At 53.9% G+C, this 26,809-nt stretch carries 28 protein-coding genes and 1 pseudogene; 17 read left to right on the top strand and 12 right to left on the bottom strand.

Features of this window, described 5'->3' with window-relative positions:
* The 3 genes and pseudogenes from ACYCZJ_RS12145 to ACYCZJ_RS12135 all read left to right on the top strand — a co-directional run.
* A pseudogene (locus ACYCZJ_RS12145) lies at nt 1-269 on the top strand (elongation factor P); the annotation flags it as partial.
* A 107-nt stretch (nt 270-376) separates the two neighbouring features.
* On the top strand, nt 377-970 hold the full coding sequence (locus ACYCZJ_RS12140) for a hypothetical protein (RefSeq protein ID WP_461554490.1): 594 nt from the start codon (nt 377-379) through the stop codon (nt 968-970).
* A complete protein-coding gene (locus tag ACYCZJ_RS12135) occupies nt 967-2,034 on the top strand; it encodes a GmrSD restriction endonuclease domain-containing protein (protein ID WP_461554489.1) in 1,068 nt (355 codons plus the stop codon). Before ACYCZJ_RS12140 ends, ACYCZJ_RS12135 begins: the two co-directional genes overlap by 4 nt.
* A gap of 361 nt (nt 2,035-2,395) precedes the next feature.
* Here the strand turns inward: ACYCZJ_RS12135 and ACYCZJ_RS12130 are convergent, their stop codons facing one another.
* The 8 genes from ACYCZJ_RS12130 to ACYCZJ_RS12095 all read right to left on the bottom strand — a co-directional run bounded on the left by ACYCZJ_RS12130 (nt 2,396) and on the right by ACYCZJ_RS12095 (nt 10,558).
* Nucleotides 2,396-2,704 carry a HigA family addiction module antitoxin gene (locus ACYCZJ_RS12130; RefSeq protein ID WP_461554488.1) on the bottom strand — a complete coding sequence of 103 codons (309 nt, stop codon included), beginning with the start codon at nt 2,702-2,704 and terminating at the stop codon, nt 2,396-2,398.
* Between the two features lie 12 nt (nt 2,705-2,716).
* On the bottom strand, nt 2,717-2,929 hold the full coding sequence (locus ACYCZJ_RS12125; RefSeq protein ID WP_461554487.1) for a type II toxin-antitoxin system RelE/ParE family toxin: 213 nt from the start codon (nt 2,927-2,929) through the stop codon (nt 2,717-2,719).
* A 144-nt stretch (nt 2,930-3,073) separates the two neighbouring features.
* Nucleotides 3,074-4,252: a methionine adenosyltransferase gene (metK, locus tag ACYCZJ_RS12120; RefSeq protein WP_461554486.1), complete on the bottom strand. Its 1,179-nt coding sequence runs from the start codon at nt 4,250-4,252 to the stop codon at nt 3,074-3,076.
* Between the two features lie 64 nt (nt 4,253-4,316).
* The gene (locus ACYCZJ_RS12115) at nt 4,317-5,483 is read right to left on the bottom strand and encodes a methyltransferase (protein ID WP_461554485.1); all 1,167 of its coding nucleotides are present in this window, start codon (nt 5,481-5,483) and stop codon (nt 4,317-4,319) included.
* Nucleotides 5,484-5,487: 4 nt separating this feature from the next.
* Nucleotides 5,488-6,534, bottom strand: a complete 1,047-nt coding sequence (locus ACYCZJ_RS12110; protein ID WP_461554484.1) for a DMT family transporter — start codon at nt 6,532-6,534, stop codon at nt 5,488-5,490.
* 71 nt (nt 6,535-6,605) lie between these two features.
* Nucleotides 6,606-7,553: a hypothetical protein gene (locus tag ACYCZJ_RS12105; protein WP_461554483.1), complete on the bottom strand. Its 948-nt coding sequence runs from the start codon at nt 7,551-7,553 to the stop codon at nt 6,606-6,608.
* 210 nt (nt 7,554-7,763) lie between these two features.
* The gene (locus tag ACYCZJ_RS12100; RefSeq protein WP_461554482.1) at nt 7,764-8,984 is read right to left on the bottom strand and encodes a BaiN/RdsA family NAD(P)/FAD-dependent oxidoreductase; all 1,221 of its coding nucleotides are present in this window, start codon (nt 8,982-8,984) and stop codon (nt 7,764-7,766) included.
* Nucleotides 8,981-10,558, bottom strand: a complete 1,578-nt coding sequence (locus ACYCZJ_RS12095; protein ID WP_461554481.1) for a peptide chain release factor 3 — start codon at nt 10,556-10,558, stop codon at nt 8,981-8,983. Before ACYCZJ_RS12095 ends, ACYCZJ_RS12100 begins: the two co-directional genes overlap by 4 nt.
* A gap of 156 nt (nt 10,559-10,714) precedes the next feature.
* Between ACYCZJ_RS12095 and ACYCZJ_RS12090 the strand changes: the two genes are divergently transcribed.
* On the top strand, nt 10,715-11,215 hold the full coding sequence (locus tag ACYCZJ_RS12090) for a low molecular weight protein-tyrosine-phosphatase (RefSeq protein ID WP_461554480.1): 501 nt from the start codon (nt 10,715-10,717) through the stop codon (nt 11,213-11,215).
* Nucleotides 11,216-11,333: 118 nt separating this feature from the next.
* Here ACYCZJ_RS12090 and ACYCZJ_RS12085 read toward each other — a convergent pair whose 3' ends face one another.
* Nucleotides 11,334-14,078: an Rne/Rng family ribonuclease gene (locus tag ACYCZJ_RS12085; RefSeq protein ID WP_461554479.1), complete on the bottom strand. Its 2,745-nt coding sequence runs from the start codon at nt 14,076-14,078 to the stop codon at nt 11,334-11,336.
* 428 nt (nt 14,079-14,506) lie between these two features.
* On the opposite strand from ACYCZJ_RS12085, the gene ACYCZJ_RS12080 reads away from it, so the two are divergent.
* From ACYCZJ_RS12080 to ACYCZJ_RS12045, 8 genes are all read left to right on the top strand, one after another.
* Nucleotides 14,507-15,463 (top strand): RluA family pseudouridine synthase, encoded by a 957-nt coding sequence (locus ACYCZJ_RS12080; RefSeq protein WP_461554478.1) that lies wholly within the window; start codon nt 14,507-14,509, stop codon nt 15,461-15,463.
* Nucleotides 15,460-16,119: an HAD-IA family hydrolase gene (locus ACYCZJ_RS12075; protein ID WP_461554477.1), complete on the top strand. Its 660-nt coding sequence runs from the start codon at nt 15,460-15,462 to the stop codon at nt 16,117-16,119. Before ACYCZJ_RS12080 ends, ACYCZJ_RS12075 begins: the two co-directional genes overlap by 4 nt.
* The gene (locus tag ACYCZJ_RS12070; RefSeq protein ID WP_461554476.1) at nt 16,098-16,457 is read left to right on the top strand and encodes a Rieske (2Fe-2S) protein; all 360 of its coding nucleotides are present in this window, start codon (nt 16,098-16,100) and stop codon (nt 16,455-16,457) included. Before ACYCZJ_RS12075 ends, ACYCZJ_RS12070 begins: the two co-directional genes overlap by 22 nt.
* Nucleotides 16,450-17,397 (top strand): S49 family peptidase, encoded by a 948-nt coding sequence (locus ACYCZJ_RS12065; protein ID WP_461554475.1) that lies wholly within the window; start codon nt 16,450-16,452, stop codon nt 17,395-17,397. The genes ACYCZJ_RS12070 and ACYCZJ_RS12065 overlap by 8 nt, the downstream gene beginning before the upstream one ends.
* A 59-nt stretch (nt 17,398-17,456) precedes the next feature.
* Nucleotides 17,457-17,666, top strand: coding sequence for a hypothetical protein (locus ACYCZJ_RS12060; protein WP_461554474.1), 210 nt, complete (start codon nt 17,457-17,459; stop codon nt 17,664-17,666).
* 15 nt (nt 17,667-17,681) lie between these two features.
* Complete coding sequence (locus tag ACYCZJ_RS12055) at nt 17,682-18,245, top strand: RNA polymerase sigma factor (protein WP_461554473.1); 564 nt, start codon at nt 17,682-17,684, stop codon at nt 18,243-18,245.
* The gene (locus ACYCZJ_RS12050) at nt 18,242-18,625 is read left to right on the top strand and encodes a DUF3619 family protein (RefSeq protein ID WP_461554472.1); all 384 of its coding nucleotides are present in this window, start codon (nt 18,242-18,244) and stop codon (nt 18,623-18,625) included. Before ACYCZJ_RS12055 ends, ACYCZJ_RS12050 begins: the two co-directional genes overlap by 4 nt.
* Nucleotides 18,626-18,699: 74 nt before the next feature.
* Nucleotides 18,700-19,050, top strand: a complete 351-nt coding sequence (locus ACYCZJ_RS12045; RefSeq protein WP_461554471.1) for a DUF3106 domain-containing protein — start codon at nt 18,700-18,702, stop codon at nt 19,048-19,050.
* Here ACYCZJ_RS12045 and ACYCZJ_RS12040 read toward each other — a convergent pair.
* From ACYCZJ_RS12040 to ACYCZJ_RS12030, 3 genes are read right to left on the bottom strand one after another with little or no spacing between them, the layout of a single operon-like run.
* A complete protein-coding gene (locus ACYCZJ_RS12040; protein ID WP_461554470.1) occupies nt 19,038-19,673 on the bottom strand; it encodes a Maf family nucleotide pyrophosphatase in 636 nt (211 codons plus the stop codon). The genes ACYCZJ_RS12045 and ACYCZJ_RS12040 overlap by 13 nt on opposite strands.
* A 2-nt stretch (nt 19,674-19,675) precedes the next feature.
* On the bottom strand, nt 19,676-21,532 hold the full coding sequence (oadA, locus tag ACYCZJ_RS12035; RefSeq protein ID WP_461554469.1) for a sodium-extruding oxaloacetate decarboxylase subunit alpha: 1,857 nt from the start codon (nt 21,530-21,532) through the stop codon (nt 19,676-19,678).
* Nucleotides 21,533-21,562: 30 nt separating this feature from the next.
* The gene (locus ACYCZJ_RS12030; protein WP_461554468.1) at nt 21,563-22,981 is read right to left on the bottom strand and encodes an acetyl-CoA carboxylase biotin carboxylase subunit; all 1,419 of its coding nucleotides are present in this window, start codon (nt 22,979-22,981) and stop codon (nt 21,563-21,565) included.
* 225 nt (nt 22,982-23,206) lie between these two features.
* On the opposite strand from ACYCZJ_RS12030, the gene ACYCZJ_RS12025 reads away from it, so the two are divergent.
* The 5 genes from ACYCZJ_RS12025 (at nt 23,207) to fabD (ending at nt 26,802) form a co-directional block, all read left to right on the top strand.
* On the top strand, nt 23,207-23,548 hold the full coding sequence (locus ACYCZJ_RS12025) for a YceD family protein (RefSeq protein ID WP_461554467.1): 342 nt from the start codon (nt 23,207-23,209) through the stop codon (nt 23,546-23,548).
* A gap of 13 nt (nt 23,549-23,561) precedes the next feature.
* The gene (rpmF, locus tag ACYCZJ_RS12020) at nt 23,562-23,741 is read left to right on the top strand and encodes a 50S ribosomal protein L32 (RefSeq protein ID WP_461554466.1); all 180 of its coding nucleotides are present in this window, start codon (nt 23,562-23,564) and stop codon (nt 23,739-23,741) included.
* Between the two features lie 117 nt (nt 23,742-23,858).
* Nucleotides 23,859-24,878, top strand: coding sequence for a phosphate acyltransferase PlsX (gene plsX, locus ACYCZJ_RS12015; protein WP_461554465.1), 1,020 nt, complete (start codon nt 23,859-23,861; stop codon nt 24,876-24,878).
* On the top strand, nt 24,879-25,841 hold the full coding sequence (locus ACYCZJ_RS12010; RefSeq protein WP_461554464.1) for a beta-ketoacyl-ACP synthase III: 963 nt from the start codon (nt 24,879-24,881) through the stop codon (nt 25,839-25,841).
* Nucleotides 25,842-25,869: 28 nt separating this feature from the next.
* Entirely contained in the window at nt 25,870-26,802 is a 933-nt protein-coding gene (gene fabD / locus ACYCZJ_RS12005; RefSeq protein WP_461554463.1) for an ACP S-malonyltransferase, read from the top strand.
* Nucleotides 26,803-26,809 lie beyond the last annotated feature (7 nt).

The following is a 26,809-nucleotide window of genomic DNA, read 5'->3' as shown; positions in this document are numbered from 1 at the left end:
GCGACGCGCTCAACTATCTTGAAGACGGCATGAGCCTGGAAGTGATTTTCTATAACGGCAAAGCCATTTCAGTCGACCTGCCAACCACCGTGGTGCGTGAAGTCACCTACACCGAGCCAGCAGTGCGTGGAGATACTTCGGGTAAAGTGTTGAAGCCTGCCAAGATCACCACCGGGTTTGAGTTGCCGGTGGCGGCGTTTGTGGAGATTGGTGACAAGATCGAGATTGATACACGGACTGGGGAATTCAAGCGGCGTATTGCGGCTTGAATTTTGCGTGTTTGATGAATAAAAAAGGCAGCTTAGGCTGCCTTTTTTATATACTATCAGGCATTACCCCATTAGTTTACCTACTTTAAAACTCATCGACATCCGAAGTGAACCACAAAAAGCTAATAGAAGATGGAGTGAGAACGCATTTACCTACCAGGCAAATTGCTCGGCAACTTTATTTTCTATCGCCATCTTTTGCGTTCGATGGGAATCATGAAATTCAGCTTCAGCTTTATGAGCGAATATGTGAGTTCTTGAGGTTACCTTTGTCAGCGATTCGTCTAATTGGGTCTGGTCATACTGGTTTTAGCCTAGTTAAAAATACTCAATTTGATAAGGAGAAATCTGATCTTGACATCGCGATTGTCGATTCTCACCTGTATCTTGAGCTTTTTGAACTTGCTTTTGAAGCCACCAGTGGATGGAGAGATATAACTAAATTTTCCGGCACTCCCGATCAACAAAAAGCCACAAAAGAAAGATTTTTAAAATATCTCAGAAAAGGAATCGTTCGCCCTGATCTTATGCCATCTTCTCCGAGAAAGGCAGACTGGGAAAATTTTTTTGGGAAATTAGGTGACGATTATTCAGAATTTTGCAATGGGATTAGCGCAGGTATTTATGCGCGAGAACTATTCATGGCTGCGAAACAAGAATCGGCGATAAACGCTTATGCTTCTACACTAGGAATATTATGATTAAGTATACAATTCGCTCAATTGCATTACTGAATATTGTTAACGATGTGAAAGTAGGAAGGCTTATTCCGGATGCTTATTTTCAGCGTAACTTAGTTTGGCGAGAAGTTCATAAGAAAGATTTTATTGAAACCGTGCTAGAAGGGTATCCGTTTCCACAAATGTTTTTTTCACGTGGAAAAATTGATATAGAACAAATGACATCTACATCATGCATCGTAGATGGCCAGCAGAGAACAAGCGCGATTATTGAATTTGTGGATAACAAGTTCTCAGTCCATGGCCGCTACTTCAAAGATTTAGATAGCGATGAAAAAAGTGCGTTTCTAAAATATGAGATAGCAGTTGTTGAGTTAGATTTGGATAATGATAGTCCTCATATCCTTGAGATATTTAAGAGACTCAATCGAACTGCTAATTCTCTTACAACTATTGAAAAGCTGGCTTCTGAATATGCACCTACTGAATATATGTATGTCGCTAGATTACTAGCTAATGACACTGATCCTGCTGATGTTCAGGCTGACCTTGAAGAAGAAGACTGGCGTATAGATCCGAATCTTCCATTGGAGCTCGTGCAGTGGGCTAAAACTAAAAAAAGTAGTTTATTTTCGGAGTTGGTATCTAAATTAGATGTATTCTCAGAACGTGAAATCGCAAGAAAAGTGCACCTGATGTATGTTCTTAATATTATGTCAACTATTCTGGGCGGATTTTTCAACAGAAATGAAAAAACAAGCAGCCTTCTCGAAGATTACAAAGACAATTTTGAGCAAAAAGACTTTATTTACGATCTAATATGTGAATCGCTGTCCATAGTAAATAATCTGAGTTTAGAAAATCATACATTTTGGTCTGCTAAAGCAAACTTTTTTTCTCTTATTGTTGCAATTGCAAAGCGCTTAGAGGAAGGAAAACATATCGATATTGCTGCCTCAAAAGAAGCTTTACAGACCTTTTCGCCTAAACCAGAAGACGAATACACGTTAGCAGCAAGAGAGGCAGTAAATAATAAGAAAGAGCGTCAACTCCGAAACCAATATGTTGCTGCTCTTTTGACGTAAAACATCCGAGTTTTAAATCGCGTAGCTAAAACACGGGCTCGTATTAACATATTTTGCGGCTTCAACGATTTTCCATCCGTATTTGCAAGGCACATGAGGCCGGGATTGCCCGGCGGCAAGTTCTTTCTTTGCTCGTGCAAAGAAATGAACCAAAGAAAGCACGCCCCACCTTGCAGGCCTTCGGCTTCCCCCTGGCGTCAGGCCAAAAACCGGTCGGGACGGGAACTCGCCTGCGGCTCAAACAGCCGCCCCGCCTGATCGGTTTTTGGCCTGACGCCAGGGGCTGCTGCAGAGGGGATTGGGCTTGCATGGTGAGTGCATATTGAGGTGAGTCTGAGGCTGCCTTCTTAAATCACCTTATTTACGCCGCTTGTTCCATGGGTGCGACGTCTTTCTCGATGCGCGCGCCGCTTTCTGCCAATGCAATTTTCATGTCGTAGTCCGATTGCAAGCCGAGCCAGAATTCGGCACTGGTGCCGAAATAACGCGCCAGGCGCAGAGCGGTATCGGCACTTATAGCGCGGCGTTCGCGTGCGATGTCGTTGATGCGTGGAGCGGGTACGCGCAAGGCAATGGCGAGCGCGTTGGCAGACAGTCCCAGCGGGATTATGAATTCTTCGCGCAGGATTTCACCGGGGTGAATCGGGCGCATTCCATTGATAATGGTCATATTGGCCTCCGTTCAGTGGTAATCAACGATTTCGACATCAAATGCATTGCCATCTTCATAGCGGAAACAGACGCGCCATTGATCGTTGACGCGAATGCTCCAGACACCCTTGCGCTTACCTTTGAGTTTTTCCAGCCGGTTTTGCGGTGGAATGCGCAAGTCGTCGATGCGCGTGGCGCGATGCAGCATCTGCAGTTTTCGTTCGGCGACTGTCCTGATATTCACGAATCGGGGCGTAGGACAGCCGGCGAACAAGGCTTGAGTGTCAGCGCATTTGAACGACTGGATCATGCCTTAATAATATAACGCGATGCGTTAAATGTAAAACAGACAATTAGGTCAGGTTTCGCAGGTGTTTTTAAGCCAGCATCACACATCAAACAAAGCTAATTTATCGGCCTGATCCGTACGTTCCCAGGTGAATTCCGGCTCCGGCCTTCCGAAATGCCCATAGGTAGCGGTCTGCCGGTAGATGGGTCTGCGTAAATTGAGGCTGTCGATGATGCCGCGCGGGGTGAGTTGGAAACTGCTGCGCACCATGCTTTCCAGCTTTTCGTCGGGCACGGTGCCGGTGCCGTAGGTTTCAATCAGCAGGGAGACGGGTTCAGCCACGCCGATGGCATACGCCAGCTGCACCAGGCAGCGTTTGGCATAGCGCGCTGCAACGAGATTCTTGGCGATATAGCGGGCCATGTATGCCGCCGAGCGGTCGACCTTGGTGGGGTCTTTACCGGAAAATGCGCCGCCGCCGTGGGGGCAGGAGCCGCCATAGGTATCGACGATGATCTTGCGGCCGGTGAGGCCAGTGTCGCCATTGGGGCCGCCAATTTCGAACGGGCCGGCGGGATTGACCCACAGTTTGAAAGTTGGGGAACGCAGGGCCATCGGCACCAGCGGATCGATGACTTCGCGCGTGATTTCCCGGGTGACCCAGGCAGGGTCGAGGTCGCGTTCGATCTGGGTGGAAATGACGACGTTCTCGATGCCAACAACGCGCTGGCCCTCGTAGGCGACCGTTACCTGGCTTTTGGCATCGGGGCGTAACCAGGGCAGGGTGCCGGATTTGCGCAGTTCGGCTTGCTGCTTCACCAGCCGGTGGGCGAGCCAGATGGGGTAGGGCATCAGGTCGGGGGTTTCGTCGCAGGCATAGCCGAACATCAAGCCCTGATCGCCCGCGCCGATGTCGCCGCCTGCCAGGGTGATGCCTTTGTTAATCTGGATCGACTGGTGATTGAAACGTACCTGCACTTCGCAGCTGTTCGGATCGATGCCGGTTTCGGCGTCACGATAGCCGATGTCGCGCAGCACTTGCCGGGCAATCTGTTCGGCACGGTTTTCAATCTCGTTGAACAACTCCTTGCGGACCGTCTTGAACTCGCCGGCAATCACCACCAGGTTGTCGGCCACGAAGGTTTCGCAGGCCACCTTTGCTTCCGGTTCTTCGGCCAGGAAAGCATCCAGAATGGCGTCGGAAATCTGATCGGCGATCTTGTCCGGATGGCCTTCGGAAACGGATTCGGAGGTAAAGAGATGGCGTCTGCTATTCATTCATTATTCCTTTGATGGTGGGGTGTATGGTTAGGTCTGGTGGACTCGTGATGTATGCGGACGTTCAACGAGCTGCAAGGCGCCAGAGTGAGGTTAGCTCCGCTGCGCGCGCGGCGTGGAGCGGGTCGGTAGGGTCTGCTGCGCGAGGGTGGGTGGGTTTCACGTCCGTCCGTTCGACGATCTGCAATCCGGCCTTGTCGAAGGCGGCAAGCAGGTCTTCCCTTGAGCGCAATCCCAGGTGTTCGGCCAGATCGGACAATATCAGCCAGCCTTCGCCGCCCGGTTCCAGATGGGCTGCGAGCCCATTCAAAAACCCCATCAGCATGCGGCTGTTCGGGTCGTAAATCGCATGTTCGATGGGTGAATTTGCGCGTGCGGGCAGCCACGGCGGGTTGCAGATGATGAGTGGCGCACGTCCCTCTGGAAAAAGATCGGCTTGAACGATTACCACCTGGTTGGTTAGTCCGAGTCGTTCAATGTTGTCACGCGCGCAGGTCAATGCACGCGGGTCCTGATCGGTGGCTACGATGTGCTTTACGCCTTTATGTGCCAGCACCGCAGCCAATACGCCTGTTCCGGTACCGATATCAAAGGCCAGTTCCTGCGAGGGGAGAGGCGCCGCGGCCACCAGTCCGACATATTCGCCGCGCACCGGCGAAAATACGCCGTAGTGTGGATGGATGCGCTTGCCCAGCAGCGGAATCTCGACGCCGGTCTTGCGCCATTCGTGCGCGCCGATCAGGCCGAGTATTTCGCGTAGCGAGACGACCGATGGCTCTACCGCTATACCATGCGCCTCGATGCAAGCCTGCCGTACATCGGGAGCGCGCCGTAGGGGAATGCTGTAATCGGCATCCAGTGGCAGCAACAGCATCCCTAGGGTACGGGCACGATGCGACTGGAACTGACGATGGAAATTGAATGCCTCGGTCGGCGACGACGCGGGTTTGCGCGGTTTTCGGTCGATGCGGCGCGCCATGGCCTGCAGCAACTGGCGCGCATTCTGGAAATCGCCGCGCCACAGCAGCGCGGTACCCTCGCTGGCCAGCCGGTAGGCCACATCCGCCGATAGCTGGTCATCGGCAACAATCACGCGCTTGGGGGCTGCTGCGCCGCTTTCCGAGTGCCAGCGCGCGGATTGCTGCGTGTCAGCTTCGGTCCAGTTCACTGTGGAGTAGTCACGTTCGTTGCTCTCTTTTGCCTTGCGGTTGGCTGTCTGTTGTTTTGTCATGTGCTTAATGCCGGTGGCGGTGATGCATATCCGGAAAGTGATGATGGCTGTGTGCGATTGCTGCATGCACATGCTCATGGGTATGCGCTTTAGTGCCGTCCCAGGGAAAATCGTGGGTGTGCTGGTGGTGTTCGTCGTGCGTATGGCGATGCGCATGCTGCATGGGTTCATGCGCATGGCTGTGCTCATGGCGTTCGCTGAAATGCAGCCAGACGCCCATTCCCATCAAGACGGTGGCGGGCCAGAACAGCACCCCCGGTGTTTCACCCAGCAAAGGCAGCGCCAGGGCCGCGCCTGCAAATGGGGCAATTGAAAAATAAGCCGCGGTGCGCGCGCTGCCCAGATTACGCAAGGCGAGTACGAACAATACCAGACTGATGCCATAACCAAACAAACCCAGCACGCCAGCGGCAGCAATCACGCCAGCTGCCGGCAATTGGCCGCCCACGGCAAGGCCGAGAGACAGATTGGTGATGCCTGCCACCAAGCCTTTGATCATGGCGATCTGCGACGCATCACTGGCTGAAATCCTGCGCGTCAGATTATTATCGATTGCCCAGAACAAACACGCGCCGATAATCGCCAGCACGCCCCAGGCTACGCCGAATATGGGTACCTGCTGCCAGGACAGAAGTGCGCCGGCTGTTACGATCAGCAACATGCCCAGGGCTATGCGCCGGTCGAAGTTCTCGTGGAACACAAACCAGGCCAGCAACGCGGTGAGCACGCCTTCCAGATTCAGCAGCAAAGAAGCGGTTGAACCCTGGGTGAATTGCAATCCCCACATCAATAGCGCCGGTGCGAGAATGCCGCCTGCCAGCACGGCACCTGCCAGCCACGGAAAATCCTGTCGCAGCAGCGGGGTGGCATCAGCTGATTTACCGGACAACCTGCGCAATTCGCGCCAGACAGTCAGCCCCAGACCGCTGCCCAGATAAAGCAGCCCGGCCAGTATCAGCGGGGAAGTGGTGCCTATCAGTGCCTTGGCCATTGGGGTGCTGATGCCGAATAAAATGGCGGCGGCCAATGCCTGGATGATGCCTTTATGCATGTCGATTCCCGGTGTACGAAATTTGGCGCTCGATTTACTGGATCAAGCGTACTACTGACCTGCCATGATGACTAACGTTGCTCGCCATCGGCCTTAAAAAACTCTTTCATCAAAAAGTCTTCCAGCCCCGCATTGTCTTTCTTGCGGGCCGACAGCACGACCACGCGGTTGAGGCGCTGCGATTGCCAATTAAAATCGCCCTGATAATACTGGCGTATCAGTTCAATCATCCTGCGGATGATGGCGCGCTCTATATCGCCGTTGAGTCCGGCGTCGACATTAATGACCTGTTTCTGGAAATTGCTCGAGTCGGTGGTCCAGCCGCGGAAAGAGAACTGGGCAGTACGCACGCCCATGCCGAGGATCTGGAATACGCCGTTGGCGCCGCCCGCTGGCCGCAGATTGCGCTCGATATTGGCCGACCTGATTTCGTCCGGCGTGGGGGTGCGGCTGGTGCCGGATTCCGCATTGGCCTGCTCGGCGGCTTGGCGGCGTTCCCGCACGGCATTGATATAACTTGCCATATCGGTAGGCGGCGCAGTGGAGGGTGATGTGGTTTCCGGCACGGGTGGCACGGCATGGGTGTCCAGCGCTGATTTTGGTGCGGTCATGACAGGCGTCGGCTCTTTCGCATGGCGAGGGCTGACCGGTGCGCGCGGCTTGGGTTGGCTGATGTGCTGCCTGGGTTGGGGCCTGGGCCGGACAACGGGCTTTTTAGTCGGCGGCACAGGTTCCGGATTTGAATGTTTCGGAACGACTTTGGGACTCTCCCGGGGTGATAACTGCACCACCAGCGGCCCTTGCATGTTTTTATCGGAAGGCGACTCAATCCGCACATGCTCCTGCTTTAATGTAAACAGCAGTATCGCGTGCAAGAGCAGGGATGCTATGACTGCAATGAGGGTGTTGCGGCTGATATGAATTTCCCAGTATCGCGCTTTGGGTGACGGGATTTCCCATGCGAACACCGTCTCTCCAGACTGGTCTGAAGGCGAAGCTTTATGAGGATTTTTACTCACTCGTTTACTGCTCAATTCCTGCCACCCATTGCACTGCGTGGGAAGAATTGCCGGTGAAGTAGCCTGGATGTATTGTCGTTGCGATGCATGCCCGCGTGAGCGCTTTGGAGCGCATTCAAATTATTGTCGAGAGTTGACCGGCAGAGTTGGTTCAGAGCCTTTTTCGCCGTCATGGTTCCATAGCAGAAATAGCGATAGCCAAGCACCCGATTACGCATATTGCCCCGCCACCCAGCCAGACGACCATGCCCACTGAAAATTATAGCCGCCCAGCCAACCCGTTACATCGACTAACTCGCCGATGAAATAGAGGCCGGGTATGGCTTTGGTTTCCATGGTTTTGGATGACAGGGCATTTGTATCTACACCACCCAGCGTGACTTCAGCCTTGGCGTAACCGAGCGTGCCGGCAGGCATGAGTGTCCAGGCTTTCAGTGTTGAAATCATGGTATCAACATCGCGCCTGGAATGCTCTGCCAAAGGTTTGGTCCAGTTGTGCAGTGCACACCATTCCTGCGCAAAACGTTTAGGCAGGAATTCGGCCAGCAGGCTGTTCAGCGTGCTTTTCCCATGACGATGTGGCGCGATCCAGGCCGCCGCATCCAGGCCGGGAAGAAGATCAATGGAGATGGGCTGTTTTTTGTTGTTTGCATATTCCTGCATTTGCCAGTAGCTGGAAATTTGCAGAATGGCCGGGCCGGACAGACCACGATGGGTAATCAGCATGCCTTCACGGAATTCGCCGGGCTGATCTTCACAATGCGTAGCCACATTTAGCGATGCGCCGGCCAGTGCTTCCAATGGTGCCAGCGTTTCCGGTGCCAGTGCCAGCGGAACAAGTGCCGGCTTGGGTGCGATGATCGGCAGCTTGAATTGTTCTGCTACCTTGTAGCCGAATGGGGTCGCGCCCAGTTTCGGGATTGCCAGACCGCCGCTGGCAATGACCAGCGATTGGCAGCGTATCGTGCCGCGATCCGAGTCGGTTGAGAGCTGGAAACGCAGACCGTCGTCGTCAATCTGTTCGATGCTTTGCACGTTGCACGGCTGCGCCCATTGCACCTTCCCCAGGTCGCATTCAGCCCGCAGCATATCAATGATCTGGCGCGCGGAATCATCGCAAAACAATTGCCCCAGCGTTTTTTCGTGATAGGCGATTTGGTAGCGTTCTACCAGCTTGATGAAATCAAACTGCGAATAACGAGCGAGGGCAGAACGCGCGAAATGCGGATTCTGCGACAGGAAATTTTCCGCACCAACCTTGCTGTTGGTGAAGTTGCAGCGACCCCCGCCGGAAATGCGGATGCGCTCACCGATCTTGGCAGCATGGTCGATCAACAATACGCGCCGTCCGCGCTGCCCGGCCTGGGCAGCACACATCATGCCGGCGGCTCCGGCACCGATGACGATGACGTCGAAAGCGGCAGGCTTCAATATATTTCGCGTGTTTCCAGGAATTTGACGTCTGGAAAACGTTCCTGGGTCATGGTCAGGTTGACTCGATTGGGTGCCAGATAAACGTATTGCTCGGCGCCATCCAGTGCCACATTGAAGCCGTACTTGTCCACCAGTTGCTTGAGATCGGCCTCGGAACCGCGCAACCAGCGCGCGGTCGCGTATTCGCAGCCCTCGAACAGCACGTCCACGCCATATTCAAATTCCAGCCGGTGCGCCACGACATCGAATTGCAGGGTGCCGACGGCGCCCAGGATCAGGTCATTGGAAGAAATCGGGCGGAACAGCTGCGTGGCACCTTCTTCAGCCAACTGTTGCAAGCCTTTTTGCAATTGCTTCATTTTTAGCGGATTTTTGATACGCGCCTTGCGGAAAAACTCCGGTGCGAACGAAGGTATCCCGGTGAATTTCAGGTTTTCAGTTTCACTGAAGGTGTCGCCCAGACGAATGGTGCCGTGGTTGGGAATGCCGATAATATCGCCTGCATAGGCCTCATCCGCCGTATTGCGATCCTGTGCCATGAAGGTAATGGCATTGTTCACCGCCATCACCTTGCCGCTGGAAACCTGCTTGATTTTCATGCCCCGGTCAAAGCGTCCGGAGCACACGCGCAGAAACGCGATACGGTCACGGTGCTTGGGGTCCATGTTGGCCTGGATCTTGAATACAAAGCCGGAAAATTTCGTTTCGCCGGGTTGTACCTGACGGGTTTCAGTGGCACGCGGCTGGGGCGGTGGTGATAAATCAACCACCGCGTCGAGCATCATCTGCACACCGAAATTATTGACTGCCGAACCAAACAATACCGGGGTCTGTTTACCGGCATGATAGGCAGCCGCATCAAAGGTATGCGATGCGCCGCGTACCAGTTCCACCTCCATGCGCAGCTCATCGGATTGTTCGCGGCCGATGAACTCATCCAGGCGCGGGTTGTCCAGACCTTTGATGATTTCACTCGTGCCTTTGTCGGCGTGCGGGTCGAATACCAGTACGGTATCGTCATAGAGGTGATACACGCCGCGAAAACGTTTACCCATGCTGATCGGCCAGGTCATGGGCGCGCATTGCATGCCCAGCACCGATTCGATTTCGTCGAGCAATTCAATCGGTGGGCGGCCCTCACGGTCGAGTTTGTTGATGAAAGTGATGATGGGTGTGTCGCGCATCCGGCACACATTGAGCAACTTGATGGTCTGCGCTTCGACACCGTTGACCGAGTCGATCACCATCACTGCCGAGTCCACGGCGGTGAGCGTGCGGTAGGTATCCTCGGAAAAGTCCTCGTGGCCGGGTGTATCCAGCAGATTGATGATGTGTTCCCGGTAGGGGAACTGCATGACCGAGGAGGTGACTGAAATGCCGCGCTGTTTTTCCAGTTCCATCCAGTCCGAAGTGGCGTGGCGGCTGGCCTTGCGCGCGCGCACTTCGCCCGCGACCTGGATCGCGCCACCGAACCACAGCAGCTTTTCGGTCAGCGTGGTTTTACCCGCATCCGGGTGGGAAATAATGGCAAAGGTGCGGCGACGCTGGATTTCTGAGTCAAGGGCGGTCATTTTTGGCAACAAAAGAAGAGGCTGGCTAACCCGGTATTATACAAGAGCGGCCTGGATGATTCCGTATCTGGATTATCGAAATTGGCAAACCGGATTTTTGTTGAAAGGTATTGTAAGTATGCAACAATCGAGGCACGTAACCAGAATCCGAAAAAAATGATGGAAAACAACCAGACCTCAGTACTTTTTGTATGCATGGGCAATATCTGCCGTTCGCCGATGGCGGAAGGCATTTTCACTAAAGCAGTACAGGAAGCGGGTGCCGGCACGCAGATTTTGATCGATTCGGCCGGGACGCACGATTACCACGTAGGCGATGCGCCGGATGTGCGCGCGCAGCGCACGGCGTTACGCTATGGCTGCGATATCAGCGGGCTGCGCGGCCGACAGGTACAGGATAGCGATTTTGAGCGGTTCGACCATATTCTGGTAATGGATAAACAGAATCTGAATAACCTTATCCGGCGTGCCAATATCAAACACCATCACAAGATCCGTCTGCTATTGAGTTTCAGCCGGCGTTTTCCCAACCTGGATGTACCTGATCCCTACTACGGTGGACAACAAGGGTTTGATCAGACGCTGGATATGGTCACGGATGCGGCCCAGGGTTTACTAAAGAGCATTTTGGAACGGCAGGGCACCCAATCAGTTTGAAACTGCCATAGGGATATTTGATCGGTGTGGATGTGAACGGCATGCAGGGAAGGGCATAAAAAACGGGAGATGGCCAAATGGTCATCTCCCGTTTTTGTTTCTTAACGCCTGACCGGTCTTAACGTCTGGTTTCTATCTGCTGCAGTGGCGTTTCCGGCGTTTCCAGTGGTGCCGCAGCGCGTCTTGCCGGGCGTGCGGAAACTGGATTGCTGGATTCATTGGCGCTTTCCATTGGAGCAGCGGCACTGCTGGTTTCAACCTGCAGCAGTTCCACCGGGATGTCAGTCACCGCTGTCAATGGCACACGCTGTCTGCGCGGAGCCGGTGGCGTCGCTTCGGCCATACCTGCTGCGGCAGGCTTGGATTGTGTTTCTACCTGCTGGAGCTGTGCAGAAGCTGGAGAAGGGGCAAGCAGTTCGCTGAGCAGTTTTTCGACCGGCATCACGGCTTTTACGGCCTCAGTTCCGGAGCCAGCAGGGATGGACTCAGCCGCCGCGGGAATCGGACGGGTTTCCTTGAACGCAGGAGCGGATGGAGCAGATGACTCGGCAGGCGCAGCCACAATCGGGGCCTGCAGTGGCGGTGCGGTGACGGAAACCGGCGTGCTGGGCGGAGCCGTGACCGGTTGCGCCGTTGTTGCCATATCGGCAACAGCGTTCGGGCTATCTGCCTGGTCCATAGTCGTTGCTGCCATTGGCTCGGTTTGCTCCTGATCCGGCCGGCGCTCGCGTCGACCACCGCGGCGACCACGACGACTGCGGGTTTCGCGGGCCTCGCCGGTTCCGGCGTCGGCAACCGGGGCGAGCATGGGTGCAGGGCTTTCAACAGCTGCGTCGTTCGCCGCAACGTCATCCACAGGTTTCGGTGTACGTGGTTGCTGCTGACGCGGTTTGCGTGCCGGCTTTTGTGCATTGTCGGCAGATCCTGCTGTTCGTTCACCTGCGGCCTGGCGCTCAGGACGTGGGCCGCGTTCGGGGCGGGGTGTCCGTTCACTGCGTTCAGGAGTGCCATCCTTGGCTTCAGCTGGCCGTGGCGGGCGTTCTGTGCGTTCACTGCGCTCACTGCGCTCGCCACGCTGACGACCACGCCCACGCGGCTCGCGTGCCGGCGTGACGGGTTGTGGAGCAACGACAGGCTGGACCGGTTTCTCTTCGCCAATTCTTTGCAGCCATCCGAAGATTCGGCCAATCAAGCCGGATTTGGATTCGGTCGGTGTATTAACCTCAGTTTGCGATTTTGGTTCAACGATCGGAGCAGGCTGTGTCGGGGTGATGCCGCGCACAGCGGGTACAGGTACAGGTTTGTTTTCTTTCTGTGTTTCTGCGAGTGTGGTGTCCTCAATCGTATCCGCCAGTTTGTAGCTGGGGATGGTGACATCGTGCTGGTTAAGCTCATCATGACGCAATCTGGAAATCTTGTAATGCGGCGTCACCAGATGGATATTGGGGATCAGCAACACATTGACCTTAAGCCGGGATTCAATGGCAAAGATGTCGGAGCGTTTCTCGTTGAGCAGGAAAGTGGCTACATCGACCGGAATTTGCGCATGAATTGCGCCCGTGTTTTCCTTCATTGCATCTTCCTGGATGATGCGCAGGATATGCAGTGCGGTGGATTCAATGCCGCGGATGAAGCCGGTACCGCTGCAACGCGGACAAGGCTGGTGACTGGATTCGCCCAGCGATGGCTGCAGGCGCTGACGCGACAGTTCCATCAGGCCGAATTTGGAAATCTTGCCGAACTGAACGCGCGCACGATCATGGTGCAGGGAATCGCGTAGACGATTTTCCACTTCACGCTGGTTGCGCTGGCTTTCCATATCGATGAAATCGATCACAATCAGCCCACCCAGATCGCGCAGGCGCAATTGACGGGCAACTTCTTCTGCGGCTTCCAGGTTGGTGTTATAGGCGGTCTGTTCGATATCCGCCCCGCGTGTGGAGCGCGCCGAATTGACGTCCACCGAAACCAGCGCTTCGGTATGGTCGATCACGATGGCACCGCCGGATGGCAGGGTCACTTCGCGTGAGTACGCAGACTCGATCTGATGTTCGATCTGGAAGCGCGAGAACAGCGGCACATCGTCCTTGTACAGCTTGACCTTGTGCACGTTGCCGGGCATCACGTGGCTCATGAACTGATGAGCCTGCTCGAATACTTCTTCAGTATCAATCAGGATTTCGCCAATATCCGGCTGGAAGTAGTCACGGATGGCACGAATCACCAGACTGCTTTCCTGATAAATCAGGAAAGCGCCTTTCTGGCTGCTGGCAGCAGAATCAATGGCATTCCACAATTGCAGCAGGTAATTCAAGTCCCATTGCAGCTCTTCCACCCCGCGGCCGATACCGGCGGTACGGGCAATGATGCTCATGCCGGACGGGATTTCCAGTTGCGCCATCACGTCACGCAGTTCGTTGCGCTCTTCGCCCTCGATGCGGCGCGATACCCCGCCGCCACGCGGATTGTTGGGCATCAGTACCAGATAACGGCCGGCCAGGCTGATGTAGGTGGTAAGCGCTGCACCCTTGTTGCCGCGCTCGTCTTTTTCCACCTGGACAATGATTTCCTGGCCTTCGCGCAGCACATCCTGGATGCGCGCACGCGCAACATCGGCGACATTATTCGCGAAGCAGGCACGAGAGACTTCCTTGAACGGCAAAAAGCCGTGGCGATCAGCCCCGTAATCGATAAAGGCGGCTTCGAGACTTGGTTCGACGCGGGTGACTATGCCCTTGTAGATGTTGCTTTTACGTTGTTCCTTGGCGGCTGATTCAATATCTAGGTCTACGAGTTTTTGACCATCGACAATGGCGACACGGAGTTCCTCAGCCTGTGTCGCATTAAATAACATGCGTTTCATGATGTTTCATTCTCCCGCGCGCGATCAACACGGGACAACCAACCGCCGCGCGCTTTGCGCGGTGTGCGGCACGAGTGATTTAGTCTGGAATTTCAGTCATTTGGATAACCAGGTTAGTCGGGCGTGGCGGTTTGTCGTTAGGGTAGATGATTCACTCATCTACCGGAAATCTAAGGATGCGTTTCGCGCGCTTATGCTTTACCATCGCTACTTTTTAATGCCTCGTCCATGCGCCTCAGGGCATCTCTGAACGGTTTTTGGTCTCTTGACATGGCGGCGCAAACTAAAGCAGGCGCGATGTGTCGGGACATGCATCCGGTGAGCGAAATTAACCGGCTAATTTTGCCTCTGGACGCTAAATTTCCCGTCATTTGCCAGATAAATCCAGCCTGGAAAACGTCACAGATTGCGACAGTAGTATATGCAAAATGAATGATTTACGCAAAGAATCTGTCACATACCTCAAAGTTGATGAATCCGGGGCGGGACAGCGTATCGACAACTTTCTGGCCCGGCACCTTAAAGGGGTTCCCAAAAGTCACCTGTACCGTATTTTGCGTAGTGGCGAAGTGCGGGTGAACAAGGGGCGTGTGGATGCCGCGCGCAAACTGGAGTTGGGTGATGAAATACGCATCCCGCCGGTTCGTGTGGCGGCACCGAAAATGAACCGGCCTACGGTATTGTCCAAAGGCGGCATTCGGCTTGTCGACCGTATCCTTTACCATCATGAGGGCCTGTTGGTGCTCAACAAACCTGCCGGTATGGCTGTGCATGGAGGCAGCGGAATCAGCCTGGGTATAATCGAGCAACTGCGTCTGGAGATGCCGGAGCAGCGCTTCCTCGAACTTGCCCACCGCCTGGATCGGGAAACTTCAGGAGTGCTGATGCTGGCGACCAAGCGTAGTGCGCTGGTCGCCTTGCATGACATGATGCGAGCCAACCAGATGGACAAACGCTACTTTGCGCTGGTTCTCGGGCGCTGGAACGATGCGCTGCGCCATATCAAACAGCCGTTGCACAAATATCTCAATGCCGAAGGTGAACGGCGTGTACTGGCCAGTGCGGATGGACAGGCTGCGCATACTGTATTTCGTTTACAGCGAAACTGGGCGAATTTCAGTTTGCTGGAAGCCGAATTGAAAACCGGTCGTACCCATCAGATACGCGTGCATCTGGCGCATGCGGGTTTCCCCATTGCGGGTGATGATAAATATGGCGACTTCCCGCGTAATAAAATGCTGGCCAAAACCGGGCTCAAGCGCATGTTTTTGCATGCGCATCGGGTCACTATCAAGCATCCGCTTAATGATGAGATGCTGATTCTGGAAGCCCCTCTGCCAGCAGAGCTAAGTAATTTTTTAGTACAACTTGATCGGGACCAATGAATTCAAGACATTTTGATCTGTTGATATTCGACTGGGATGGGACCCTGATGGATTCCACCGGAGCCATAGCGGAGTCGATTCAGATGGCCTGCGCTGATCTGGGCATGCGGGTGCCACATAGAGAGGAGGCCAAGCAAATTATCGGCTTGGGGCTGGCGGAGGCGCTGCAGACTTTGCTCCCCGAACTTACGCCAGATGAATATCCAGGCTTGGTAGAACGTTACCGTCACCATTTTCTCGGTCAGGATCATACCTTGCCGTTATTCGATGGGGTTGCGAATAATATTGCGGCTTTGCATGCGGACGATTACTGGCTGGCGGTAGCGACCGGGAAAAGTCGTAATGGGCTGGAACGCGCTTTTGACCAAAGCGGTCTGCGCGAATTTTTTCATGTGTCGCGATGTGCGGATGAAGGTTATTCCAAGCCGCATCCGGGCATGGTGCTGGAGTTGATGGATTATTGCGGGGTCGAGGCAGAACGGACATTGATGATTGGGGATACCAGTCATGATTTGCAAATGGCGCTGAATGCAGGAATAGCGAGTGTCGGTGTGGCTTATGGCGCGCATTCGGTAGCGTCGCTGCAAGTATGCCAGCCGCTGTATATTGCCGAAGACTTTCCAGGCTTGATGACATGGCTGAACAACTACGCCTGATTTGCGCCAGTGCGGCACTGACTGACGCGGGTAAGGGCGTTCGCTTTGAGCTGCAGCATCTGGGACAAATGGTCCCCGCTTTTGTGATCCGCTACCGTGGCCGGGTATACGCATACCTCAATCGATGTGCTCACATACCCGTGGAAATGGACTGGCAGGAAGGGGAGTTTTTTGATATCTCCGGGTTATACTTGCTATGCTCCACGCACGGCGCGATGTATTTGCCTGAAACAGGGCAGTGCATGGGTGGGCGTTGCGCCGGCAAAGGCCTGGTAACACTTGCTGTGCAGGAACATGACGGGTATGTCTATTTAATTGAGGAAGCAAATCATGTCTGAACCGGAAAAGACCGGGAACTGGGAACGCGAAATACTGGAAAAGGTGGCAATGTCGGCGGTCAGGGAGCAGCGTACCGCACGTCACTGGAACATATTTTTCAAACTGATGGGATTCTCATTTCTGTTTATCCTGCTGTTTCTGGCATTGGGCTGGATTGGCGATCGCGGGATTCCCATCCCCGGCAAGCATACTGCCGTAGTCGACCTGAACGGCCCCATATCGGCAGACCAGACCAGTGCCGATCAGATTATCAAGGGGCTGGATGCGGCATTTGAGGATAACAACACCAAAGGGGTCATCCTGCGCATTAACAGCCCGGGTGGTAGCCCGGTGCAGGCGGGTCAGATTTATGACGAAATCAAACGTTTGCGGACAAAGTACCCGGGTATTCCCTTATATGCAGTCGTGGATGATATTTGTGCTTCCGGCGCCTATTACGTGGCGGCAGCCGCAGACAAGATTTATGTGGACAAGGCCAGTATTGTGGGTTCTATCGGCGTGTTGATGGATGGTTTCGGTTTTACAGGGACCATGCAAAAACTTGGGGTGGAGCGTCGTTTGTTGACTGCTGGTGAAAACAAGGGCTTTCTTGACCCGTTCTCACCTGAAAATCCTCAGCAAGTTGCCTACGCCAAGACCATGCTGGAGGAAATCCATCAGCAATTCATCAAGGCGGTGCGCGATGGGCGTGGTAACCGGTTGAAGGAAACGCCTGAAATGTTCAGCGGTCTGGTATGGAGTGGGCAAAAAAGCATTGAACTCGGTTTGACCGATGCGATTGGCAGTACTGACTATGTGGCACGTAACATAATTAAAGCCAAGGATATTGTGGATTTCACGCCCCAGGAAGGTTTTGCCAATCGCTTTGCCAAGCGTTTTGGCGTGGCAATGGGAAAGAGTATGAATCCGCTGGCCTGGTCAGGTAGTGTTTTACGTTGATATCCGGCAATACCTACCAGCCGATCGCGTGTGCGCAGCACGAGCGACTTGAATTTGCCGTGCTGCGACGGATCCCATTATGGCTTTGCTATCTGGATGCAGATGGTCAGCAATTTGAGGAGATTGTCCTGCCCCTGGATATACAAACGCGCCCATCAGGCGAATGGCTGGTATTGCGCCATGCCAATGGTAATACCGGTGAACTCAGGCTGGATCAATTGCAGCGTTTTGAAGAGCGCCCGTCTACGGGTGGTTCGGATAAAGACTGATTAAAAGTATTCTCCGTGTCTACGACCGAACAGCTGTCCCGGTTTCTCGCAGAGGTTGAGCGCCGCGCCTATCGGCACGCGGCATTTACCGTACGCGACGAGCAGGCAGCACTGGATATTGTTCAGGATGCCATGTTCAAGCTGGCGGAAAAATACATTGACAGGCCTGCTGAAGAATACCCGATGCTATTTCAGCGTATTTTGCAAAATGCCATCAGGGATTATTTTCGTCGCCAGAAGGTACGTAACTACTGGACTACGGCAATTTCATTTGTCATTCCGGGCCAGAATGATCATTCTGGAGACGAGGATGCGGTCGAGTATTCCCAGCCCACTGCCGAGTCGGATGACCCGGCCAATCAGGTGAATACAGCCCAGAGGCTGGTTATTATTCAGGAGGCGCTGGAAAAATTGCCGGCACGTCAACGAGAAGCCTTTCTGCTGCGTTATTGGGAGGAAATGGACACTGCCGAGACTGCCTCGATCATGGGTTGTTCCGAGGGGAGTGTGAAAACACATTGTTCTCGGGCAATTCATGCGCTTTCCAAATACCTGGAGGGCAAGGAAATAACATTATGAATGAAGAAGAGTTCTCGAAAAAATTAATACATTTCGTGGAAGAGGACGCCAACAATCTTCGTCCCGAGGTGGTTTTGCGTTTGCGTCAGTCACGCGAGCGTGCACTGGTCCATGCGCAGCAGCGTCGTACGGGAAGTTTTGGCCTGTCCGGCAATGCTTTGCATCGCGCATCCTGGTTTTCCCATCATCGGGTGATGAGTGTCGCCATATTATTTGCGGTGATCATGTTGCTGACCACCGGAATATGGCAGATTTCGATGAAACAGCAAAGCGACGATATTTCCCAGATTGATGCGGCATTGTTAACGGACGATTTGCCTGTCCACGCTTATCTTGATAACAGCCTTGTGCAATGGGTAAAAAATCCTTCCCAGCAATAATTTTCGGGCTGTTGCTGGTGTTCTCATCTGTCTGTTTTGCGGCAGGTAAGCATTCCGCTCCGCAATGGCACCAGTTGACTATCGCGCAGCAGCATGTGCTTGCGCCACTGGCGGTGCAATGGGACACCATGTCGGCATTGCAGCGTTCCCGCCTGATTGCGGTAGCAGAACAGTACCCGAAAATGACCCCTCAAGCGCGCTTGCGATTTCAAAAGCGTATCAAAGCCTGGGCATCCCTGAGTCGTGAAGAGCGCAAAGAAGCGCGTGAAAACTACCGGAAATTCCATCGTCTTCCGGAAAAACAGCGCGAGGCGATCAAGCGACGTTGGGAAGCAAAACAGCAAGCTGGTCACCCGGAAAATGCAGCACCGATGAAGCCTATCGATAAAATGCCGGCGCTGACTTTGCCGGTTCAGCCTTCGTGATCCGATAAAGGAGGCTTGGCTGATTTCCAAGTGAGAACGTCCATGCCCTCCGTAGCCAGCATTTTTACCAGTGCAATCAAAGGCAGGCCGATCAACGCATTGGGATCTTCGCTTGTGAGTTTCTCGATCACCGCAATGCCGAGGCTTTCGATACGGGCGCTACCGGCACAGTTGTAGGGTTGATCCTTGCGTAAATAAGCTTCAATCTGGGCAGCGCTCAGTTGACGGAACCGGACTGTGGTTGGTACCGATGTCGAATGCATACTGCCGCTGGCACTGTTGTAGAGCGAGAGCGCGGAATGAAAAACAACGCATTTCCCGCTCATCAGTTGGAGCTGTTCAACCGCTTTTTCGTGTGAGCCCGGTTTGCCGACCTGGAGTCCATCGACTGTTGCAACCTGATCCGAGCCAATAATCAGCGCATTGGGGTAGGCTGGTTGCGCTGCCCTTGCCTTGAGCTGTGACAGGCGCAATGCGGTTGCTTCCGGTGTTTCATCGGGTAAGGGCGTCTCATCCACCTCCGGTGCAATTATCGTAAATGGTATCTGCAGATGCGACAGCAATTCACGCCGATAAGGTGAAGTGGACGCCAGTACCAGCGGTAAAGGAGACAAGGCGAGCAAGCTTATTCCGGTTGAATTTCAAGTAATGCTTGATCAGGGGTGACGGTATCACCCTTGGTCACGTATAGAGCGATCACCGTCCCGGAAATCGAAGCCTGGATTTCGTTTTCCATCTTCATTGCCTCGATCACCAGCACCGGGTCGCCTGCCTTGACTTTCTGGCCGGTAGAAACCATCACATCCACGATATTGCCAGGCATGGCGGTTGTTACATGACCAACATGGCTGGGACGTGGGCGGCCTCCGCCCGAGGCGGTTTTGCGGCTGCTGTCCGCGTCAGATTTGGGCGAGCTGTTGCTATTGGAGCCTACTTCGATTTCATTCAAGACCTCGACCAGAACTTCTTCGGTCACGCCATCAACGGATACATAATAAGGGCGTTCTGCCTGCCCGGCGTGACCAGTGCCGGTTAGCCGGATGTGATAGGTTTCGCCGTGCAGGGTGATGCGGAATTCGTCTGCGGCAGAATGCGTGGTGGCGGTCGCATTTTTGGCTTCTACAGGCAGCAAAGTTTCGGCTGCCAGTGTGCCGGCATTGCGTTCTTGCAAGAAGGTACGGCCAAGGTCGGGGAACATTGCATACGTCAGCGCATCTTCCTCGGACCTCGACAAGTCTTCGATTTCGCCGCGCAGTTTTTCCATTTCGTCAGGAATCATGTCCGCTGGACGGCAGGTGATGACTTCCTGATTGCCGATAGCGAGACTGCGTACCTGCTCGTTGACGTGGCCCGGTGCCTGTCCGTATCGGCCTTGCAGGTAGGACTTTACTTCGTTGGTGATGGTTTTGTAGCGCCCACCCGTGAGGATATTGATAACTGCCTGACTACCCACTATCTGGGAAGTTGGCGTCACCAGCGGAGGGTACCCCAGGTCTTCGCGCACGCGCGGGATTTCCATGAGTACTTCATCCATGCGATCCAGCGAGCCTTGCTCCTTAAGCTGGTTGGACAGGTTGGAAATCATCCCGCCCGGTACCTGGCTGATTAATACACGTGGATCCACGCCCGTGAAAGCGCTTTCGAACTGCCAGTAGTGTTTGCGTATTTCACGGAAATAAGCGGCAATTTCTTCCAGCAGGGCGAGGTTCAGCCCCGTATCATATTCGGTACCGGCAAGCGCGGCCACCATGCTTTCGGTGGTAGGGTGGCTGGCGCCTTCGGAAAAAGCTGATATGCAGGTGTCGATGATGGTTGCGCCGGCTTCGACAGCTTTCAGATGGGCCATGCTGGCCAAGCCGGAAGTGGCATGGCTGTGAGTATGCACTGGCAGGCCGGTTGCGGCGCGCACGGCGGTGACCAGATCGAAGGCGGCGGTAGGCGTCAATAAACCAGCCATATCCTTGATGGCGATCGTATCGCAGCCAATCTCGGCAAGACCTTTCGCCAGTTCGACAAAGTGCGGGATGTTGTGTACCGGGCTGGTGGTGTAGGAAATCGCGCCTTCAGCGTGTTTACCTGCCTTTTTCACGGCTTCAACTGAAACACGCATATTGCGCAGGTCATTCATCGCATCGAATATGCGAAATACGTCTACGCCATTGTCGGCCGATTTTTGTACAAAGGCGCGCACCACGTCGTCGGCATAGTGCCGATAGCCAAGCAGATTCTGCCCACGCAGCAACATCTGTATGGGGGTGTTGGGCAAGGCTTTACGCAGCTTTTTGAGGCGTTCCCACGGATCTTCCCTCAGAAAGCGTACACAAGTGTCAAAGGTGGCACCGCCCCAGGCTTCCAGCGACCAGAAGCCGACGCTGTCGAGCTTGGCACAAATCGGCAGCATATGCTCGGTGCGCATGCGGGTGGCAATGAGGGATTGGGGGCCGTCACGCAGGACGAGGTCGGAAATGAATACTTTTGGCATTGTTCGGTGCAGTCTTGTTGGTTGAACGAATTACAATCCGTTATGGGCAGCAATGGCAGCCGATATGGCTGCCGCAATCATTTCGGGCGGCTGACGTACCGCATAGTTTATCAGCTCGGGATGGGTATCCACGAATGATGTATTAAAGTGGCCGCTACGGAAATCCGGATTTTTCAGGATTTCAAGATAATAAGGAATGGTGGTTTTAACGCCATAAACGACGGTATCGTTGAGAGCGCGGCGACCACGTTCCATTACGCTTTCCCAGTTCAAATTCCAAACCGTGAGTTTGGCGCACATGGAGTCATAGTAAGGGGGAATGACGTAACCGCTATACATGGCGGCGTCGGTACGTACACCAGGGCCGCCAGGCGCGTAATAACGGGTGATACGACCAAAACTGGGCAGGAAGCCATTTTTCGGGTCTTCTGCATTAATTCGGAATTCCATGGCAAAACCGCGGTAATGCACATCCTCCTGCTTGTATTGGAGAGGGAGTCCGGCAGCGATGCGAATTTGCTCCTGTACGATATCCACACCGGTAATTGTTTCAGTAATGGTGTGTTCTACCTGTAATCTGGTATTCATTTCCATGAAATAGAATTGATTGTCTGAATCAAGCAGAAACTCGACTGTCCCTGCATTGGTATAACCGACTGCTCGTGCGGCCCGCACTGCCAGCTTGCCGATATATTGGCGCTGCGCCTCGGTAAGCTGCGGCGAGGGCGCAATTTCGATTAACTTCTGATTGCGGCGCTGAATGGAGCAGTCGCGCTCGAACAGGTGGATGGTATTGCCATGCGCATCTGCCATGATCTGGACTTCGATGTGCTTTGGATTAACCACACATTTTTCCAGGAAGACTTCCGGTTTCCCAAACGCCTTGCCCGCTTCGGAGACGACGCGATCATAATTTTTCAGCAGTTCGGCTTCGGAATCGCAGCGACGAATACCGCGGCCGCCACCGCCATTGGTTGCCTTCAGCATTACCGGGTAGCCGATGCCATTTGCCAATGTGCGCGCTTCTTCCACATTTTCCAGGTTGTGATCGCTACCGGGTATGACCGGAATGCCAGCCTTGATCATGGCTTTGCGCGCTTCAATCTTGTCGCCCATCATGCGGATTACCTCCGGCTTGGGACCGATAAACTTGATTCCACGACGCGCACAAATTTCGGCAATGACCGGATTCTCGGACAGGAAGCCGTAGCCTGGATGCAACGCATCACAGCCACTCGCTACAGCGAGGTTGACTATATTATGCGCATTCAGGTAGCCCTGTACGGGATCAGAGCCTATATTGTAGGCTTTGTCGGCTTTTTTGACATGCAGTGCATGGCGGTCCGCGTCTGTATAAATAGCCACTGAAATAATGTTCAGTTCTGAGCATGCTCGCACGATACGAACAGCAATTTCGCCTCGATTGGCTATGAGGATTTTCTTGATCACGCGGCGAAGCCTTATTTTGACAACACAAGACGAAAATTATATCATGCGCGCCTTATGTCGGAACAGGCGCACATTGACTGTCTTGCGTTTGCGCAAGACTCCAGGAAGTTGGAAAGCGTCATAGCGGTGCGTGATTTTACACGCCTATGCAAATCCCTGACAGATAGCACCGGTGAAATTCATTATCGAATCGCAACCGGGCTGGAAAAGTCGGGCCGGGCATTCATGAGGCTGGAAGCAGGCGGCCAGTTGCAATTGCAGTGTCAGCGTTGTATGCAGGATTTTGGTTGGGATTTGGCAACGAATAGTCTTGTATATATTGCGCGCAATGTTGCGGAGCTGGATTTGTGGGATCGCCAGGCTGATGGCCTGGAGGATGCCGTGCTTGCAGATAGCCAGTTCGATTGGTTTGCATGGCTGGAGGATGAGCTTTTATTGTCGCTTCCAGCGGCTCCGATTCATCGAGCTGAAATTTGTCCAACTGACAGAACAACGCAGCAGGCGAGTCAGCCCAACCCCTTTGCCGTGCTGGCAACGTTGAAACAGCATCAAAAACTGAAATCCTGATTGGAGTACTAAAATGGCAGTTCAGCAGAATAAGAAATCCCCATCCAAGCGTGGCATGCATCGTTCGCACGACTTTCTGACCAATCCGCCGTTGGCTGTAGAGCCAACCACGGGTGAAGTCCATTTGCGTCATCACATTAGCCCTAATGGCTTTTATCGTGGACGCAAAGTGGTGCGCACCAAGGACGAATAAGCTCCGCAGAACCCGCTCTGTGCAATTTACTTGCGTCACGACGTGCGAGTCGGCTTACCTGTTGATGTCAATATCAGCGCATTCAATGGTGCAACGTTTGGACGCAATTCCCGAATCATGAGAGATGTTACCGTGGCCATTGATGCCATGGGGGGTGACCATGGCCCACATGTCACTATCCCCGCCGCATTGAAGTGCCTTGCGCGTGACCCGGAACTGAATATTGTTCTGGTGGGCCTGCCGGATGTTGTCGAGGCCGAGTTGCGTATGCGGCGTGGCAAAACGAGCTCACGTCTGCGAATTCACCCGGCGACGGAAGTGATCGCCATGGATGAGTCACCGGCTCTTGCCATGCGTACAAAAAAAGATTCCTCCATGCGTGTCGCGATCGACCTCGTCAAGAGTGGCGAGGCAAACGCCTGCGTGTCCGCCGGTAATACCGGGGCGCTCATGGCTACCGCGCGCTTTGTCCTGAAAATGCTGCCTGGTATTGAACGCCCGGCAATTGCAGCCGAAATGCCCACGGTTAAAGGCCATACTTACGTACTGGATATGGGTGCCAATGTGGATTGTACTGCTGAACATTTGTTGCAGTTCGGCATTATGGGCGCCATGCTGGTATCGGCACTTGAGCAACGTAATATGCCCAGCGTGGGTCTGCTCAATGTGGGCGAGGAAGAGATCAAGGGCAACGGCATCGTCAAGCAGGCCGCGGATTTGTTGCGCAGTAGTGGTTTGAATTTTTACGGTAACGTGGAAGGAAACGATATTTTCAAAGGCACAACCGACGTCGTGGTGTGTGATGGCTTTGTTGGAAATATTGCCCTCAAGAGCTCCGAAGGACTGGCAAAAATGATTGCCACCATGCTGCGCGAAGAATTCAAACGCAACATGTTTACGCGGATGGCCGGATTTATCGCTTTGCCGGTACTGAACGCGTTTAAAAGACGGGTCGATCCACGTCGTTATAATGGCGCCACCCTGCTTGGTTTGCGCGGCATTGTGATCAAGAGTCATGGTGGCGCGGATCGTTATGCGTTTGAACATGCGATTGAACAGGCAGCGCGCGAAGTACGGAGTGGCGTGTTAAGCCGCATTACTCAACAAATGGCCTCGCTGCATAAGGATGTCGCTTAAATGTATTCCAGAATCTCGGGTACCGGCAGCTATCTGCCGGAACGTATCCTCACCAATGCTGATCTGGAAAAAATGGTGGATACTTCAGACCAATGGATTGTGGAACGCACCGGAATTCACGAACGTCATATTGCCGCTGATCATGAAACAACCAGCGACCTGGCGTTTGCCGCAGCACGTAATGCAATGACCGCAGCCGCAATTGACGTTGCAGAAATCGATCTTGTCATTGTTGCGACAACAACGCCTGATCTGATTTTCCCCAGCACGGCCTGCCTGGTACAAAACAAACTGGGCATGAGCAATGGCAGCGCTGCGTTCGATGTGCAAGCGGTTTGCAGCGGCTTCGTTTACGCATTGTCGATCGCCGACAATTTTATCCGCGCGGGTCAGGCACGGCGTGCCCTGGTCATCGGGGCTGAGACGCTGTCACGGATTACCGATTGGAACGACCGCGGGAATTGCATACTGTGGGGAGATGGTGCGGGGGCGGTTATCCTTGAGGCCAGCGAAACCCCCGGCATTATTTCCAGCCACCTGCATGCCGATGGCCGCTACAAAGATCTGCTACACGTAAATGGCGGTGTCTCGAGCGGGCCTACTGATGCACGGCCGACTATGCAAATGCAGGGCAATGCAGTGTTCAAAATGGCGGTGAATACACTTGATGCCATTGTGGATGAAACACTGGCTGCCAATCAATTGCAAAAATCTGACGTAAACTGGCTGGTGCCGCATCAGGCCAATATCCGGATTATCCAGGCGACCGCCAAAAAACTCGGTATGAGTATGGATAACGTTGTCGTTACGGTAGATCGCCACGGCAATACTTCCGCGGCTTCCATCCCGCTGGCTCTGGATACGGCGGTACGTGACGGCCGCATCCAGGCGGGTGAAATTGTCCTGATGGAGGCTTTTGGTGGTGGTTTTACCTGGGGTTCTGTTCTTGTTAAATGGTCTTAGCTAATCAATTCAGTTATTTGATTTATAGATGAAATTATCATTTGTTTTTCCTGGTCAGGGATCCCAGTCGGTAGGTATGATGCAAGGCTTTGACAGCCTGCCTATCGTGCGCGAAACATTTGCAGAAGCTGCGGATATATTGGGTGTGGATATCTGGCAAATGGTCAACTCCGGTACCGCCGGGCAGTTGGGCATGACTGTGAATACCCAACCGGTGATGCTTGCTGCCGGGGTAGCTACTTATCGTGCCTGGCTAGATCAAGGTGGGTTGTCGCCGGAAGTCATGGCCGGGCATAGCCTGGGCGAATATTCCGCATTGGTGGCGGCTGGCGCGTTGTCGTTCGCGGATGCCCTGCCGCTGGTGCGGTTACGAGCTGAAGCCATGCAGAGCGCGGTTGCGGAAGGCGTGGGGGCCATGGCGGCCATCCTCGGACTGGACGACGAGGTAGTGCGAGGCGTGTGCACAGAAGCGGCACAAGCTGAGGTGCTGGAACCGGTTAACTTCAATTCGCCTGGGCAAGTGGTCATTGCCGGCAATAAGGCCGCTGTTGAGCGAGGCATGGTGCTGGCGAAGGAAAAAGGCGCCAAGCGCGCCTTGTTGCTGCCGGTTTCGGTACCTTCGCACTGCGCGTTGATGCGCCCGGCTGCAGTGCAACTTGCTGCGTACCTTGAATCCGTGACTATCCACTCTCCGCGCATATCTGTCCTGCACAACGCAGATGTAATGGCTTATAGTGATCCGGCACAGATTCGTAGCGCATTGGCTCGCCAGCTTTATAATCCGGTACGTTGGGTAGAAACCATATGCGCTATGGCCGCTCAGGGCGTAACTCATAGCGTTGAGTGCGGACCTGGAAAAGTACTGGCCGGTCTCAGTAAACGCATTGACAATAGTATTCAGGTTTACGCGCTGACCAGCGTGGATGCGATCAACGAGATCAAATCCGTATTGGCTGGATAGGAGAAAC

This window comes from Sulfuriferula sp. (genome assembly GCF_054605375.1).
This window is presented reverse-complemented; position numbering and strand designations above follow the sequence as displayed.